Below are 14289 nucleotides of genomic sequence, written 5' to 3' on the forward strand. Positions count from 1 at the left end.
GGCCGGAGCAGCTCCGGCCTGTGCAGGATTATGCGTCGAACGGATCGCGCAGAATCATGGTTTCGCTACGGTCCGGGCCGGTAGAGATAATATCAACCGGTACGCCCGTCACTTCTTCAACGCGTTTAATGTAGTCGCGTGCGGCCTGCGGCAGACCTTCCAGCGTTTTCACGCCAAACGTGGTTTCGCTCCAGCCCGGCAGGGTTTCATAGATCGGCTCAATGCCTTCCCAGTTTTCTGCTGCCAGCGGTGTGGTGGTGACTTCGCGGCCGTCCGGCAGGCGATAGCCCACGCAGATTTTCACTTCTTTCAGGCCATCCAGCACGTCCAGCTTGGTCATGCAGAAACCCGACAGGGAGTTGATCTGTACCGCGCGACGTACCGCGACCGCATCCAGCCAGCCGGTACGACGACGACGACCGGTGGTCGCGCCGAACTCGTTGCCTTTGGCACACAGGAACTCGCCGATATCGTCAAAGAGTTCAGTCGGGAACGGGCCAGCGCCAACGCGCGTTGAGTAAGCCTTAACGATGCCCAGCACGTAATCGACGCAGCGCGGGCCAATACCCGAACCGGTCGCCACGCCGCCGGCGGTGGTGTTGGACGAGGTCACATAGGGATAGGTGCCGTGATCGATATCCAGCAGCGTGCCCTGCGCGCCTTCGAACATAATCAGGTCGCCGCGCTTCTGCGCCGTATCCAGCAGGTCAGAGACGTCAACAACCATGCTGGTCAATACATCGGCAACCGCCAGTACGTCGCGCAGCACTTTGTCGTAGTCGACCGCATCTTCTTTGTAGTAATTAACCAGCTGGAAGTTGTAGTAATCGACAATCTCTTTCAGCTTGACGGCGAAGGTCTCTTTATTGAAGAGATCGCCGACGCGCAGACCGCGGCGCGCCACTTTATCTTCATAGGCCGGGCCGATGCCGCGACCGGTGGTGCCGATGGCTTTCGCGCCGCGCGCTTTTTCGCGCGCCAGATCCATCGCGACATGGTATTGCAGGATCAGCGGGCAGGCTTCAGAAATCAGCAGACGTTCGCGTACCGGTACGCCACGCTCTTCCAGGCCTTTCATCTCTTTCATCAGAGCTTCAGGCGAAAGCACCACGCCGTTACCGATAATGCTGGTTACGTTTTCGCGCAGGATGCCAGATGGAATTAAATGGAGGACGGTTTTTTCACCGTTGATGACAAGCGTATGGCCTGCATTGTGGCCACCCTGGTAGCGCACAACATAGTTAGCGCGTTCAGTCAGAAGGTCTACGATTTTACCTTTGCCTTCGTCACCCCATTGGGTGCCCAGTACGACGACGTTCTTACCCATTTTCAAAATCACCGATTGCTTAAAAATGGATTCTACCATCTGATCTTGCGGCTTTCAGCACTTTTAGCATACGTTTGCGCGCATTTTTCGCCCGAATTTTGCTCACTACAACATCCAGGGGAAACGGAGCGCAAAAGGCACAATTTAGCCGAAGGATAAAAGAATCAGGCGCCGCTGTGAGCGCTGAGCATGTAATAAATCACCACGCCTGCGACCACCAGTCCGCCGCCGAAACGGTGCAGCAGGCGATCCGGCAACTGCGCCATGCTGAGGATCATACGGCGCCAGATGCGCGGCAGAAACATCGGACCCAGGCCCTCCAGCACTAATACCAGCGCCAGCGCCATCCATATGGTTGTATTCATTTGCCATTCCAAAAAAAAGGCCGACATTATTGTCGGCCCGTAGGTTATAGCAGTTCTTATCGCGTCGCGTTAGAGGGCGCTTTCATATATCGGAAGAAATCGCTGTCCGGGCTGAGCACCATCACATCCTGATTGCCTTCGAAGCTGTTTTCATAGGCGCGCAGGCTGCGGATAAAGGCGTAGAAGTCCGGGTCCTGGCTGAACGCGTCAGCGAAGAGTTTCGCCGCCTCGGCATCGCCGTCGCCGCGCGTGATCAGCGCGGTACGCTGCGCCTCCGCCAGCGTGCGGGTAACCTGATAGTCCGCCTGAGCACGCAGTTTTTCCGCCTCTTCCTGACCCTGCGAGCGCTGGCTGCGCGCTACCGCTTCACGTTCGGCACGCATACGGTTGTAAATCGCGTCTGAAACCTCGGTCGGCAGGTTGATCTGCTTGATGCGTACGTCAACAACCTGAATACCCAGCGCCGCCATGCTGTTTGGGTTGATCGCTGGCTCTTTGCTGTTGGTTTCGCGCTCGACGCGCGCCGCTGCGCTGGCGATAGCATCATCAGCCGCTGGCGTCTGCACCTCGTCGTCGCTGCCGGCGCTGCCGGTATTCAGCGCATCACGCACGTCGGTGGTCAGACGGCCGCGGGAGTCCGTTACGATGTCTTTCACGTCAAGACGCCCCATCTCAGAACGCAGACGGTCGCTGAACTTACGTTTCAGCAGCACTTCCGCCTGTGATACGTCGCCACCGCCCGTCGCCAGGTAGTAGCGGCTGAAATCGCTGATGCGCCATTTAATATAGGAATCAACAATCAGGTCTTTCTTCTCTTTGGTGACGAAACGATCCGCCTGGTTGTCCATGGTCTGAATACGCGCGTCCAGCGTTTTTACCGTCTCAAGGAAGGGAACTTTCATATGCAGACCCGGCGCGAACACCTGCGGTTTGTTTTCATCGTCGCGCAGCACTTTACCGAAGCGCATAACGATGCCGCGCTCCCCTTCCTGTACCACGAACAGTGAAGCGTAGAGCGCCACCAGTACAACAATAATGACTACAATTATGGGCTTACGCATCGATTACTCTCTCCCTTCGCGCTGGGTATCGTTGCGCAGAGCATTGGCCCGACGCTGATCCATGATGCTGTCTGGACTGTAGGCTGACGTGTCGCTGCGGCTGGCGGTGCTGCCGGGCGAAGCGGGCAGCGTAGACAGGCTCGCGCCTTTCTGGCCGCCTTGCGCCGCGCTGCTTGCGCCGCGCATCAGCTGGTCGAGCGGTAGTACCATCAGGTTATTGCTGCGATCGTTAACCAGCACTTTACGGGTATGGCTCAGCACGCGCTCCATGGTTTCGATATAGAGGCGCTCTTTGGTAATAGCCGGCGCTGCTTTGTACTCAGGCAGCAGCTTAGCGAAGCGCGCCACTTCGCCCTGCGCTTCCAGTACGGTCCGTTCTTTATAAGCGCGCGCCTCTTCAAGAATGCGCTGCGCCTGGCCGTTCGCGCGCGGCTGTACTTCGTTCGCGTAGGCTTCCGCCTCGCGCACATACTGCTCGCGGTTTTCGCGCGCGGCGATCGCATCGTCAAATGCGGCTTTCACCTCTTCCGGCGGACGCGCCGCCTGGAAGTTAACGTCCAGCAGCGTGATGCCCATGTTGTAAGGACGAATGGTTTCGTCAATTTCACGCTGCGTATCGCTACGCACAACGGTACGCCCTTCGGTCAGGATGCGGTCCATCGTGGAGCGACCGATAACGCCGCGCAGCGCGCTGTCGGTCGCCTGGCGCAGGCTATCGTCCGCGCTGGTGACGGCGAACAGGTAGCGCTCAGGATCGGTTACGCGGTACTGCACGTTCATCTCGACGCGCACCACATTTTCATCGGAGGTCAGCATCACGCCCGTTGCGGCAAGCTCACGCACCGCTTCGACGTTCACTGCGCGCACCTGATCGATAAAGGTGGGTTTCCAGTTCAGGCCTGGCTCAACCAGATGACTGAACTTGCCGAAGCGCGTAACCACCCCGCGCTCCGCTTCTTTGATAGTGTAGAATCCACTGGCGGCCCAGATAACCACCGCCGCGACCGCGACGATACCAACCAGTTTGCCACCGCCGCCGCCGCTGCGCTGACCACTGTCACCCTGTTTGCCACCGCCCAGTCCGCCGAGCTTTTTGCTCAACTTACGGAAGATATCATCCAGATCCGGAGGTCCCTGTTCACGACCGCCTTTATTTCCCCCAGAGTTGCCGCCTTTATTATTGCTGCTTCCCCACGGGTCGCGGTCCTGTCCGTTATTACCGGGCTGATTCCACGCCATGTTCTACTCCATTTATTGTTAGTGCGCTGTTTACCCTGCAGCTTTCAGGCTGTAGCTCTTGTTGGCTGCCTTCGTTCACCCCGCTATTTACCGGTGTAAACGGACAGGGAGAATCATCCCAGAAAAACGGCAGCCGCCTGCTACACCATACACGCTATTGCGTAAGGACGTTTGGGCAACGTGTCAAACTATGTAATCGAGCAGCGCCGGTTCCTGCTTGCACAGGCGTCGCCAGTCAACCATCGGCATACGCACGCGTAGCCCGACGCCGCCGTCTTCTTCATTCCATTCATCTTCAATGGCCTGCAACTGATAGAAGCGGCTGCGCAGGCGGCCCGCTTCCGGCGGCAGGCGCAGCTCGAACTGCGCGATTTCGCCCGCCAGCCGCTCAGAAAGCGCCTGCCACAGCAACGGTATGCCTTCGCCGCTCTGCGCTGAAAGCCAGACGCGGACTGGCAGATTTTCTTCATTACGGTCGATGCGCGGCACGAATCCGTCCAGCATATCGATTTTATTCATTACCAGCAGCGTGGGGATCTCATCCGCCTCGATCTCTTCGAGCACCGTATCGACCGCTTCGATGTTCTCGTTTACGCGCACGTCGGCGGCGTCGATCACGTGCAGCAGCAGCGTCGCCTGACGCGTTTCCTGCAGCGTCGCTTTAAACGCGGCCACCAGGTCATGAGGCAGATGACGGATAAAACCAACGGTATCCGCCAGCACCACTTCGCCGACGTCTACAACGTTCAGACGGCGCAAGGTCGGATCAAGGGTTGCAAACAGCTGGTCCGCCGCATAGACGTTCGCGGAGGTAATGGCGTTGAACAGGGTGGATTTTCCGGCGTTGGTATAGCCGACCAGCGACACGGTTGGCACGTCCGCTTTAGCGCGCGCCTGACGTCCCTGCTCGCGCTGCTTTTCTACGCGCTCAAGCCGGGACAAAATCTGGCTGATTCGATTACGCAGCAAACGGCGGTCGGTTTCCAGCTGCGTTTCGCCCGGGCCGCGCAAGCCGATGCCGCCTTTCTGGCGTTCAAGGTGCGTCCAGCCGCGTACCAGACGGGTAGCAAGATGGCGCAGCTGGGCCAGCTCGACCTGCAGCTTACCTTCATGCGTGCGGGCACGTTGGGCAAAAATATCCAGGATAAGACCAGTACGGTCAATGACTCGGCATTCGCACAGGCGCTCCAGATTACGTTCCTGCGCAGGGGTTAAAGCATGATCGAATAAAACGACCGATGCTCCACTCGATTTTACCGCATCGGCAATTTCAGCTGCCTTTCCTTCACCGACAAAATATTTGGGATGTGGCGCTTTACGACTGCCGGTAATAACTTGCAGCGCTTCTACGCCCGCAGAAGAAACCAGGGTTTCAAATTCCTGGAGATCTTCCATCTCTTTGTCTTGGGAGAACCAGATGTGTACCAGTACGGCCTGCTCACCGGCATCATAACGGTCAAACAAGCTATAACCTCGCTTATAAAATAGAAGACCAGGACGGAAAACAGTCTGCGTTCTCCCGCCCTGGTTTGTACGAGTAGCGCGTTATTCCGCGTTATCGCCGTCTTGTTGTGGCTGCGACTGTGCAGAAGCGTTGCTACCGCCGTGATGGTAGTTATTGCTGCCGCCACCAGCATTGTTGCTGTGGTGAGAAACCGGGCGTGATGGAACCACGGTAGAAATGGCGTGCTTGTAAACCATCTGGCTTACCGTGTTCTTCAACAAAATCACGAATTGATCGAAAGACTCAATTTGTCCCTGCAGCTTAATACCGTTGACCAAATAAATCGAAACCGGAACACGTTCACGACGCAGTGCGTTCAAAAACGGGTCTTGTAATGATTGCCCCTTAGCCATTCTATCTTTTCCTTATATGCTTGTTGTTTATTACTTGTAGAACCGAAGTCCTGAAAATACTGCGTAAAAATTTGCGCACGATAACCAACCAATTGTACACAATCACCCATGCTTCGCACTAAGAACCTGAAGCACCTCGTTACGCGCAGATTCTGGGCTGTCGCTGTCAAGCCAGCGTACATTTTCCCAGCCGCGTAACCAGGTCATCTGGCGTTTAGCGAGCTGCCGGGTCGCGCAAATTCCTCGATAAACCATCTCGTCGTAATCGATCTCGCCAGCCAGATATGACCACATCTGACGATAACCGACACAGCGAATGGAAGGCATGTCCGTATGCAAATCACCTCGTGCAAACAGGGCCCGAGCCTCCGCTTCAAATCCCGACGCCAGCATCTGCTGAAAGCGCAGTGCGATACGTTGATGCAGCAGTTCACGGGTCGCGGGGGCGATTGCGAACTGATACACATCGTAGGGTAACGCTTCGCCGGATGTTTTTGTCAGTTCCGTTAAAGTTTTACCCGAAATAAAAAAAACTTCCAGTGCTCGCGAAAGTCTCTGCGGATCATTCGGATGAATACGCCCCCCGGCCACCGGGTCGATTTCACACAGCTGACGATGCAGCTCATCCCACCCTTTTTCACGCGCCATTTGCTCTATGCGCTGACGCACCTCAGGATCGGCCGAGGGGAGCGGCGACAACCCTTCCAGTAATGCCTTGAAATAGAGCATAGTTCCGCCAACAAGCAGCGGAATACGGCCGTTCTGAACGATCTCCTCCATGGCCGCCAGCGCATCGCGACGAAAGTCGGCGGCTGAATAGGCTTCCGACGGATCGCGAATGTCCAGCAGGCGATGAGGCGCCAGGGCCAGCTCCTCAGCCGAGGGTTTAGCCGTACCGATATCCATCCCGCGATAGATTAAGGCAGAGTCAACGCTGATAAGTTCCACCGGCAGCTGCTTTCTTAACGCAATCGCCAGCGCGGTTTTGCCCGAGGCGGTCGGCCCCATCAAAAATATAGCCTTCGGTCGGCCAGCCTGGTTTTGTTCACTCATGCTTAAATGCGGCAAGCGCGCTCTCAATATCTATAGTCTGAATCAGGCCCGAAGGCGGCGACTTTAACAATTGCGGACAGAGCCTTTCGAGATCCGCCAGCAGCGCAATCGCCTGCGAGTGATTCCAGTGGGAGGTTTCCGTCTCGCAGCGTCGCGCCAGCCAGTGAGCCAGCTGCAGGGCGTCGCTCTCCGGCTGCTGGGCAAGGTAGCCTAACAGTTCTGGGATCAGGATTTGTAAATTTTGCGTGCGTAAGGGTAAAGGCACCGCGCGCAGCGTAACGTGATCGCCTTCCGGCTGCAGATCGATGCCCATCGCCTGCAGCAGGCTCTGCTTATCTGCGGCGATCTGGCGCTCCGGCCGGGCGACCTTCATGCGCACCGGGATCAGCAGCGGCTGCGGCTTCAATCCCGTCTCGCCTGGCTGTAGCTGCGCATGCCGCACCCAGCGCGCCGCCACCGGCAGCGAAAGCAGCTGCAGTCGCTGCTCCTGTTCCAGTAGCGCATAACGCTCCTGCATTACCGTCAACACGCGGCCGAAGCTCTGGGCATGCGACGTCAGCGGCGCATCAGCAGGCTGCGCGCGCGGCATGACTGGCGGCGCGGCCGGTTCAGCCGGCGCGCGCTGGCCCGACGTCGGCGTTTTCAGCAGTTGCTGATAGACCGCGCCCTCGCGCTTGCTGTAGCTGTTCTCTTTATTCTGCCAGGTCGGCTGCGCGCTTCCGCCGCCGCCGCTTCCACTTCCACTTCCGGCTTCGCTGCGGCGCGGTGCGGCGGGCTGGGAAAAGTGATTGCCGCCCGCCGCCTGACGATTCTCTGGCTGCCAGCGCGGCGCAGGCTCTTGCGCCTGCACTGCTGGCAGGGTCGGCGCGCTGCTCGCCTGCAGGACGCTCATTACCCCCTGGAAGATAAAGTCGTGCACCAGCCGTGACTGATGAAAGCGCACCTCATGCTTGGCGGGATGAACGTTGACGTCGACCTGATGGGGATCGATTTCCAGGTAGAGCACATAAGCTGGCTGCTGGTCGGCCTGCAGCTGGGTCTGAAAAGCCTGGCGTATCGCATGGTTAATCAGCTTGTCGCGCATCATACGACCGTTAACGTAGCAATACTGAATATCAGTCAGCTGACGCGATCCGGCCGGATCGGCCACCCAGCCGCGCAGCAGCAAATCGTCGTGCTGCCAGTCGATGCGCAGCGCATGTTGCATAAAGGTCGCGCCGCAAATCGCGCCCAGCCGCCGTTCACGCTGCGCCTCGTCGCTGACCGCGCGGTACTGTCGCATCAGCTTGCCGTTGTGGCTGAGCGAGATCGAAACGTCAAAACGCGCCAGCGCGATACGGCGGATCACCTCGTCGATATGGCCGAACTCGGTTTTCTCGGTGCGCATGAATTTTCGGCGCGCGGGCGTGTTGTAGAAGAGATCGAGCACTTCCAGCGTGGTGCCGGACGGGTGCGCCGCGGGTTTAACCGTCACCTCCATCTCGCGGCCTTCGGCGTAAGCCTGCCAGGCTTCGCTCTGGGCCTGGGTGCGCGAGGTTAAGGTTAAGCGCGAGACCGAGCTGATGCTGGCGAGCGCTTCGCCGCGAAATCCCAGGCTCATAATGGCCTCAAGATCGTCGAGCGAGGCGATTTTACTGGTGGCGTGACGCGCCAGCGCCATCGCCAGCTCCTCTTTACTGATGCCGCAGCCGTTATCGCGAATGCGGATCAGCTTCGCGCCGCCTTTTTCAATATCAATGTCGATACGCGTCGCGCCGGCGTCAAGACTGTTCTCCACCAGCTCTTTTACCACCGAGGCAGGGCGCTCGACGACTTCGCCCGCCGCAATCTGGTTAGCCAGCTGCGGCGGTAAAATTTGAATAGGCATGGTGTTTATCCTTGTTGAGCTGGCCCGGCGCCTGGCCGGGCTGACCGTCAGGAGGCGGGGATTTTCAGGGTTTGCCCCAACATAACGTTCGAGGACTTCATATTATTCGCCTGGATGATCGCCTGTGGGCTGACGCCGTAATGCGCGGCGATTGCCGTCAGCGAGTCGCCCCGCACCACTTTATGCCGCGTCGGCGCGCGCGCGGCCACGCTGTTGCTGGCCGGCACTTTCAGGCGCTGTCCGACCCAGACCACATCACGCTTAAGCCGGTTCATGTCGCGCAGCGTGCCCATGCTGACGCCATATTTCGCGGCGATGCCGGAAAGCGTTTCGCCGCGAGTCACCGTATGACGCTGCACCGCGCCGGTATACTGCGTGGTGCCGGTCGCCGGATTACTGGCGACGCTCACCGTCGGCGATGAGCCGAGCGGACGGTTTTCCTCCTTTGGGAGCGATTGTAGCGGGTGCGCCAGGAAATAATTGCGCAGGCCTTTGTAGATAGCCATCGCAATTTTATCCTGGTAAGCGCTACTGCCGAGCAGTCGCTCCTCCGAGGCATTACTGATAAAGCCGGTTTCTACTAACAGCGAGGGAATATCCGGCGAACGGAGCACGCCGAGGCTGGCGTGCTCCGGCAAACGCTTGTGCAGCGGCGAAACGCCGCGCAGCTGTTGCAGCACCTTCACCGCGACGTCATAGCCAACGCGCTGTGAGTGGCCAAACTGGAGATCCAGTACCGCCTGGCTGAGATAGGGATCCGCCTGGCTGTTTGCCAGCAGATCCCCGGCACCGCCCAGCAGTTCGGACTGCTTCTCGCGCTGCTCCAGCCAGTTCGCCATTTCGCTGTTGGCGCGGCGGTTAGAGAGCACCCATACCGAGGCGCCGGTAGCGCTGTGGCTCGGCGCCGAGTCGGCGTGAATAGAGACCAGCAGGTTGGCATTCTCTTTACGCGCCACCTCGGAACGACCCATCACCGAGATAAAGTAGTCGCCGTCGCGCGTCAGCACCCCTTTGAACATTGGATCGTTGTTCAGCAGCACCTTCAGCTTGCGCGCGATAGCGATAGTCACGTTCTTTTCGTGCAGGCCGCGCTGTCCGGTCGCACCGGGATCCTGGCCGCCGTGACCCGCGTCGATCGCGACAATCACCGTGTCGTTGCTGGTGGGCATCGCGTTGCCTGGCCGCGTCGTGGTGTTGGAATTACTGACCGCCGTGACCTGGTTAGCGTTAAACGGGTTAGCGGCGCCCTGGCGCGGCGTTACGCGGCCCGGCGTCTCCGTCGCTGCCGTTGAAACGGGCGCGGCGTGGGTGACGCGCTGCCTGCCCTGAATGGTAAACACCACGTTATAGCTGCTGCCGTTACGCTGGGTGACCGCGCGGGTTTTTCCCGGCTGCGTCAGTTCGAAGACCAGCCGAATGCTCTGCTTATCTTTTGGCGTGCTGGTGCGAATGCGTTTAACGATATTTTCGCCGCTGAAGTTCAGCGGCAATCCCTTAATCACGCCGCTCTGACGAATATCCAGCACCACGCGATCCGGATTGCGCAGCGGAAAGTAACCATATACCGGCTGTCCGGCGAAGCTCAGGGTAACCGTCGCCTGACTGTCGCCATTCTCTACTTTGATATCGGAAAGGCTGGCGGCCAGCGCAGGCGCCGCAGCCAGGCAGAGTATCAGCAGCAGCGCGCTTTTCATCCTTGCGATCATGCCTGCGCCACCTGCTCTGTCAGGATCTCACCCAGCGCTGAATGCGCTTCAAGTCGTGCCTCGCGCGCAGCGCCGACGTAGCTCAGCGTCAGCGCCAGATCGGGCGGCGGCAAGACGCCAGCGCCCTGCTGCGGCCACTCGACCAGACAGATTGCGTCGCCGGTGAAGTAGTCGCGGATGCCCATAAATTCCAGCTCTTCTGGATCGGCCAGCCGATAGAGATCGAAGTGATAAAGCGCGCGCTCGCCGAGCTGATAGGGTTCTACCAGCGTGTAGGTCGGGCTTTTGACGTTGCCCTGGTGGCCAAGCGCCTGCAAAAATCCACGGCTGAAGGTCGTTTTACCCGCGCCCAGATCGCCATAGAGATAGATTACCGCCGCGCCGGTACAGGCGCGGGCCAGCTGAGCGCCCAGATCGAGGGTCGCCGCCTCATCGGGCAAGGAAATAACACAGGTCTTCATGCTTTATTATTGGGTCATCTCTGGATTAACAAACTGCCAAAGCAGCTCGAATAAATCTGTTGCCAACATGCCGCGCGTACCACGTCGCGCCGCCACTGCGTCCGCTGCCGCGCCGTGGGCCACGCAGCCTGCGCAGGCCGCGTCGAACAGCGCAAGCTGCTGCCCCATCATCGAGGCGATAATACCACTCAATACGTCACCCATGCCGCCGGATGCCATGCCGGCATTGCCGACGTCGGCGAAGGCCATTTCGCCCTGCTCGCTGGCGATAATCGTGCCGGCGCCTTTTAACACTACTACCCCGCCGTAGCGCATCGTTAACTTCTGCGCGGCGAGAAGGCGATCGCTCTCGACTTCGCTGGTCTTAATACCCAGCAGTCGCGCCGCTTCGCCTGGGTGCGGGGTAATGATGCGATTCTGACGTTTCTGCGCGTTTATTGCCAGCAGGTTAAGCGCATCCGCGTCCCAAAGCATCGGCTTTTCACTGGCTTCGACCGCTTTAAGCGCATTCTGTCCCCATTCGCGCTGGCCCAGTCCCGGGCCAATGGCGATAACATCCGCCCACTCCAGCCCGCTTCGCAGCGCCTCGTCGGTCAGTTCGTCCACCATGATTTCCGGGCGCGCCGTCAATATTGGCGCAATATTATCGCGATGCGTCAGTACGCGCACCAGCCCCGATCCGCTGCGCAGCGCCGCTTCCGCCGTCATGCGAATCGCCCCTGCGGTGCCGGTATCGCCGCCCACCACCAGCAGACGGCCATGATTGCCTTTATGCGAGGTAGGCTTGCGCGGCTTTAGCCAGTGCGACAAAAAGCTGGCGTCGAAACGCGCCATCGGCGCGTTTTCACCGGCAAGGAAAGCGCCTAAGCCGAGATCGGCATAGCGCAGCTCGCCGATAAGATCGCGCGCCTTGCCGGTAATCTGGCCAGGCTTAAGCGCAATAACGCTTAGCGTCTGCGTGGCGCTAATCGCCTCGCCCGGCGCGCAGCCGGTCGCCGCCGACAGCCCCGACGGCATATCGATCGCCAGCACTGGCGCGGCGTGCGCGTTCGCCTGCTTGATCAGGTTGAGGTAAGGTTCGGCAGGCGCGCGATTAATGCCGGTGCCCAGCAGCGCATCGATAATAAGATCGACCTCTTCCGGCCAGACGGCATCAGCGGCATGGATATCGCCTCCCGCTTCCAGCCAGGTCTCACGCGCGCGCTGCGCCTCATCCGGCAGCGGCTTATCGCTTTCGCACGCCAGCAGCGTCACCGCGCAGCCCGCTGCCTGCGCCAGCCGCGCCACCACATAGCCGTCACCGCCGTTATTGCCGTGACCGCAGAGGATTAACCAGTTGCTCGCCTGCGGCCACTGCGCGCGCGCCAGCCCGAACGCCGCCTGCCCCGCACGCTGCATCAGCTCGTACAGGGTAATGCCCAGCGCGTCGGCGCCGTCGCGCTCCAGCTGGCGCAGAGCCTGCGCAGGCCAGACGGAATATGGTAAACTGCGGCCGTTTGCTTTCGATTCCTGGTTACTCATGTCATACCCTCTCGATCTTCATCAGCTTGCTCAACAGATTAAACAGTGGGGCAAGGATCTCGGCTTTCAGCAGGTCGGCATTACCGACACCGATCTCAGCGCGGAAGAACCGCGTTTGCAGGCGTGGCTGGACAAACAGTATCACGGCGAAATGGAGTGGATGGCGCGCCACGGCATGATGCGTGCGCGTCCACATGAACTGCTGCCCGGCACGCTGCGCGTGATCAGCGTACGCATGAACTACCTTCCGGCGAAAGCCGCCTTTGCCAGCACGCTGAAAAACCCGCAACTCGGCTATGTCAGCCGCTACGCTCTGGGACGTGATTACCACAAAGTATTGCGCAATCGTCTGAAAAAGCTCGGAGAAATGATTCAGGAAAAGTGCGGTGAGCTTAATTTTCGCCCCTTTGTTGACTCCGCGCCGGTGCTGGAACGCCCTCTGGCGGCCAAAGCGGGCCTGGGCTGGACCGGCAAACATTCGCTGATCCTGAACCGCGAAGCAGGCTCATGGTTTTTTCTCGGCGAACTGCTGATCGATCTGCCGCTGCCGATTGACGCGCCGCAGGAAGAGCAGTGCGGCCGCTGCGTCGCCTGTATGACGATTTGTCCGACCAACGCTATCGTCGAACCCTACGTGGTAGACGCGCGCCGCTGCATCTCCTATCTCACGATTGAGCTTGAAGGGGCCATTCCGGAAGCGCTGCGTCCGCTTATGGGCAACCGTATTTACGGCTGCGACGACTGTCAGCTGATCTGCCCGTGGAATCGCTACGGGCAACTCAGCGATGAAACGGACTTCTCGCCGCGCGCTGCGCTGCATGCGCCGGAGCTGATGACGCTGTTCCAGTGGGATGAAAAAACCTTTTTACGTGTGACGGAAGGCTCGGCAATACGCCGTATCGGCCACCTGCGCTGGCTGCGCAATATCGCCGTGGCGCTGGGCAATGCGCCCTGGCGCGCGGAAATCGCAGAGGTGCTGAAGAAGCGGCTGGGCGAAAACCCGCTGCTTGATGAACATATTGAGTGGGCGCTGGTTCAGCAGCAGGAGAAACGGCAGGCGCTGTCGATTGATGTGCAGCCCGCGCAGCAAAAACGGCTGGTACGCGCCATTGAGAAGGGTTTGCCGCGTGACGCATGATTAATCAATGCGAATCGTCAGCTACTTTTCCACAAGCTGTGCATAAAAATAAAAAGCTGTTGTCATTCAACTGACACAGAGTGCGTCAAGGCTGGTTTTAACAAAATGAAATATCCTCATTAGGATATAATTCAATGAGTTAAATAGAGAATGTGTATAAATAATAATGTGGATAGCGCTGCTGAGCGCAGGGCAACTTGTGGATAACTCTGTTTAAAATAGTTTTACAGATCACCGTGAGCGGCGTAAAAACACGGCTGACGCGCTGTGGATAACCTGATAAGCGCAGCGGTACGCGACGATCATCAACGGCTTAAGCTAAGCGTATGATTTTTAGCGATGTAAAATTTGGAGCGGGAAACGAGACTCGAACTCGCGACCCCGACCTTGGCAAGGTCGTGCTCTACCAACTGAGCTATTCCCGCACAGGAAAGGTACTGCTAAACACATTTTGGAGCGGGAAACGAGACTCGAACTCGCGACCCCGACCTTGGCAAGGTCGTGCTCTACCAACTGAGCTATTCCCGCTTAGGAAAGGTACTGCAAACAAATTTTGGAGCGGGAAACGAGACTCGAACTCGCGACCCCGACCTTGGCAAGGTCGTGCTCTACCAACTGAGCTATTCCCGCGCCTTGTACCGTTGCATAAATTCTTCATCGGTACGGGGTGCGCATTATACGAGAAATTATTGCT

The 14289-nt window shown here is 58.7% G+C and carries 12 protein-coding genes and 3 tRNA genes; 1 reads left to right on the forward strand and 14 read right to left on the reverse strand.

Going from position 1 to position 14289, the window contains the following annotated elements:
• Positions 1–28 precede the first annotated feature (28 nt).
• The 11 genes from B3797_RS02280 to nnr form a co-directional block, all read right to left on the reverse strand.
• On the reverse strand, positions 29–1327 hold the full coding sequence (locus B3797_RS02280; protein ID WP_120455127.1) for an adenylosuccinate synthase: 1299 nt from the start codon (positions 1325–1327) through the stop codon (positions 29–31).
• Positions 1328–1491: 164 nt separating this feature from the next.
• The gene (locus B3797_RS02285) at positions 1492–1692 is read right to left on the reverse strand and encodes a DUF2065 domain-containing protein (RefSeq protein ID WP_311784504.1); all 201 of its coding nucleotides are present in this window, start codon (positions 1690–1692) and stop codon (positions 1492–1494) included.
• Between the two features lie 56 nt (positions 1693–1748).
• Positions 1749–2753 (reverse strand): protease modulator HflC, encoded by a 1005-nt coding sequence (gene hflC, locus B3797_RS02290; RefSeq protein WP_311784503.1) that lies wholly within the window; start codon positions 2751–2753, stop codon positions 1749–1751.
• 3 nt (positions 2754–2756) lie between these two features.
• Positions 2757–3992, reverse strand: coding sequence for an FtsH protease activity modulator HflK (gene hflK, locus B3797_RS02295; RefSeq protein WP_311784502.1), 1236 nt, complete (start codon positions 3990–3992; stop codon positions 2757–2759).
• Between the two features lie 183 nt (positions 3993–4175).
• Complete coding sequence (hflX, locus tag B3797_RS02300; RefSeq protein WP_311784501.1) at positions 4176–5456, reverse strand: ribosome rescue GTPase HflX; 1281 nt, start codon at positions 5454–5456, stop codon at positions 4176–4178.
• A gap of 81 nt (positions 5457–5537) precedes the next feature.
• Positions 5538–5849 (reverse strand): RNA chaperone Hfq, encoded by a 312-nt coding sequence (gene hfq, locus B3797_RS02305; protein ID WP_081140747.1) that lies wholly within the window; start codon positions 5847–5849, stop codon positions 5538–5540.
• Between the two features lie 102 nt (positions 5850–5951).
• Positions 5952–6902, reverse strand: a complete 951-nt coding sequence (miaA, locus tag B3797_RS02310; protein ID WP_311790263.1) for a tRNA (adenosine(37)-N6)-dimethylallyltransferase MiaA — start codon at positions 6900–6902, stop codon at positions 5952–5954.
• On the reverse strand, positions 6895–8769 hold the full coding sequence (mutL, locus tag B3797_RS02315; RefSeq protein WP_311790264.1) for a DNA mismatch repair endonuclease MutL: 1875 nt from the start codon (positions 8767–8769) through the stop codon (positions 6895–6897). Before mutL ends, miaA begins: the two co-directional genes overlap by 8 nt.
• Positions 8770–8816: 47 nt before the next feature.
• Entirely contained in the window at positions 8817–10475 is a 1659-nt protein-coding gene (gene amiB, locus B3797_RS02320) for an N-acetylmuramoyl-L-alanine amidase AmiB (RefSeq protein ID WP_311784498.1), read from the reverse strand.
• A complete protein-coding gene (gene tsaE, locus B3797_RS02325) occupies positions 10472–10936 on the reverse strand; it encodes a tRNA (adenosine(37)-N6)-threonylcarbamoyltransferase complex ATPase subunit type 1 TsaE (protein WP_311784497.1) in 465 nt (154 codons plus the stop codon). The genes amiB and tsaE overlap by 4 nt, the downstream gene beginning before the upstream one ends.
• 6 nt (positions 10937–10942) lie before the next feature.
• Entirely contained in the window at positions 10943–12457 is a 1515-nt protein-coding gene (gene nnr, locus B3797_RS02330) for a bifunctional ADP-dependent NAD(P)H-hydrate dehydratase/NAD(P)H-hydrate epimerase (protein ID WP_311790265.1), read from the reverse strand.
• On the opposite strand from nnr, the gene queG reads away from it, so the two are divergent.
• A complete protein-coding gene (gene queG, locus B3797_RS02335; protein ID WP_120455040.1) occupies positions 12456–13595 on the forward strand; it encodes a tRNA epoxyqueuosine(34) reductase QueG in 1140 nt (379 codons plus the stop codon). The genes nnr and queG overlap by 2 nt on opposite strands.
• A gap of 349 nt (positions 13596–13944) precedes the next feature.
• On the opposite strand, the gene B3797_RS02340 is transcribed toward queG, so the two are convergent.
• The 3 genes from B3797_RS02340 to B3797_RS02350 form a co-directional block, all read right to left on the reverse strand.
• Positions 13945–14020, reverse strand: a tRNA-Gly gene (locus B3797_RS02340).
• A gap of 27 nt (positions 14021–14047) precedes the next feature.
• A tRNA-Gly gene (locus B3797_RS02345) sits at positions 14048–14123 on the reverse strand.
• Between the two features lie 26 nt (positions 14124–14149).
• Positions 14150–14225 (reverse strand) — tRNA-Gly (locus B3797_RS02350).
• Positions 14226–14289: the final 64 nt, after the last annotated feature.

The organism is Pantoea sp. UBA5923 (assembly GCF_002431095.1).
Classification (GTDB): domain Bacteria; phylum Pseudomonadota; class Gammaproteobacteria; order Enterobacterales; family Enterobacteriaceae; genus Pantoea; species Pantoea piersonii.

Bases quoted from the DNA above. Each gene is read 5' to 3' on its own strand.
- B3797_RS02280 (WP_120455127.1), bottom strand. From the start codon at position 1,327: ATGGGTAAGAACGTCGTCGTACTGGGCACCCAATGGGGTGACGAAGGC.
- B3797_RS02285 (WP_311784504.1), bottom strand. From the start codon at position 1,692: ATGAATACAACCATATGGATGGCGCTGGCGCTGGTATTAGTGCTGGAG.
- hflC (WP_311784503.1), bottom strand. From the start codon at position 2,753: ATGCGTAAGCCCATAATTGTAGTCATTATTGTTGTACTGGTGGCGCTC.
- hflK (WP_311784502.1), bottom strand. From the start codon at position 3,992: ATGGCGTGGAATCAGCCCGGTAATAACGGACAGGACCGCGACCCGTGG.
- hfq (WP_081140747.1), bottom strand. From the start codon at position 5,849: ATGGCTAAGGGGCAATCATTACAAGACCCGTTTTTGAACGCACTGCGT.
- miaA (WP_311790263.1), bottom strand. From the start codon at position 6,902: ATGAGTGAACAAAACCAGGCTGGCCGACCGAAGGCTATATTTTTGATG.
- mutL (WP_311790264.1), bottom strand. From the start codon at position 8,769: ATGCCTATTCAAATTTTACCGCCGCAGCTGGCTAACCAGATTGCGGCG.
- amiB (WP_311784498.1), bottom strand. From the start codon at position 10,475: ATGATCGCAAGGATGAAAAGCGCGCTGCTGCTGATACTCTGCCTGGCT.
- tsaE (WP_311784497.1), bottom strand. From the start codon at position 10,936: ATGAAGACCTGTGTTATTTCCTTGCCCGATGAGGCGGCGACCCTCGAT.
- queG (WP_120455040.1), top strand. From the start codon at position 12,456: ATGTCATACCCTCTCGATCTTCATCAGCTTGCTCAACAGATTAAACAG.
- nnr (WP_311790265.1), bottom strand. From the start codon at position 12,457: ATGAGTAACCAGGAATCGAAAGCAAACGGCCGCAGTTTACCATATTCC.